This is a genomic window from Mycobacterium sp. 1245852.3 (genome assembly GCF_001669335.1).
GTDB classification, from domain to species: domain Bacteria; phylum Actinomycetota; class Actinomycetes; order Mycobacteriales; family Mycobacteriaceae; genus Mycobacterium; species Mycobacterium europaeum_A.
In genome coordinates, this window is sequence record NZ_LZLL01000485.1 from 1 (window position 1) to 1,244 (window position 1,244).

At 63.7% G+C, this 1,244-nt stretch carries 1 protein-coding gene; it reads right to left on the reverse strand.

The genetic code is table 11. The annotated features are described in order from the left end of the window. A partial coding sequence (locus A9W96_RS21450; protein ID WP_156765351.1) for a glycosyltransferase occupies positions 1-870 on the reverse strand: 870 nt, incomplete at its 3' end. Between the last annotated feature and the right edge of the window lie 374 nt (positions 871-1,244).

The following is a 1,244-nucleotide window of genomic DNA, read 5'->3' on the forward strand; positions in this document are numbered from 1 at the left end:
GCCGGCGCAAATCAGTGCCCGCTCACCCAACTGGGCGCATGCGCCGCTGATCATCTCGACCGTGTCGGACGGAGATTGCACCGGCATGCTGCCGAAGCCGAAGAAAATCGGCGGTGTGCCGGCAGAAGCCCACGATGCGACCTCGTCGTCGGCGCTCGTCGGCAACTCCATCGTCAGTGCGCCCACGAAGGGCCGTTGATGCTTCCATCGCGCCCATTCGGCCGCCAGGCCCGGGAAAATCACGTCGTCGTATGCCTGGATTTCCAACGATCCCCGTTCGGCAATTCGCCGCGGTGAACCATATGTTGCCTTCGGTAGGCCGAGCCGGCTGCGCTGCGCATTCTCGACCTTCTTGATCGCGCGCCACCACAGCCAGTCATGCAGCGTCAGCACCAAGCGAGAGGCCGACGCGGGCAAGATCGGCAACGATTGGCCGTTGGGGCGCACCGGGGCATGGTGCAGCGTGGCGAGCGGAATGCCGCAGTACTCCGCGACGTTCGCGGCCGTGTCTTCATAGTTCATGCCGGTAAGCAGGAGGTCGGCTCCATCTGCTAGAGCCGTCAGCGTCCTGCTGACCTCCGCTCGGCACTCGGTAAGAGGTTGCACCACCTCTCGCCACATCCGGTCCAATTTCCGGATTTTCCACGGGTTGCCGAACCAATACGTCCAGTAGTCGCGGTGCGGGTCCAGGACGGCTTTCAACTCTGGCCCATAGGCGACCCCAGCGGGTCCGACTGACTCGACGAAATCGACCATTTCGGGAGCGACGGCCATACTCACGTCATGCCCGCGGCGAACCAATTCACGGCCGATCGTTAGGTACGGCTCGACCTCGCCACGCGTTCCCCAATTTGCCAGCACAAACTTCATCGCGGTCATGACTGTTCGATTCCCTGGCGCATCGTCGGATTGCAAGCGGCGGCCCACGCCCTCGGCCCAGACGACCGCAGCATAACCGGACACCCAGTGCTAGTTCAGCGAGTTGCGCTGACTCACGGAACCCGTTGGCAATGTGGGCGGCGGACGCCGAAACCTGCCGTCGCCGCGGAGCCATGTCTAGGCTCTGGCTCTACCGGAGATGTGGGCACCGGGGCTGTGGCCGGCCGTGGGTACGTCGACCCGCGTCGTCGGCATTTGGCTCGGTTCGGGAACGATACGTCGCCGGGCGGCGCGACAACCGAAAGTTTGAGATCCGCAATGAGATTTGTGTTGGCGAGCTACGGGACTCGAGGCGATATCGAGCC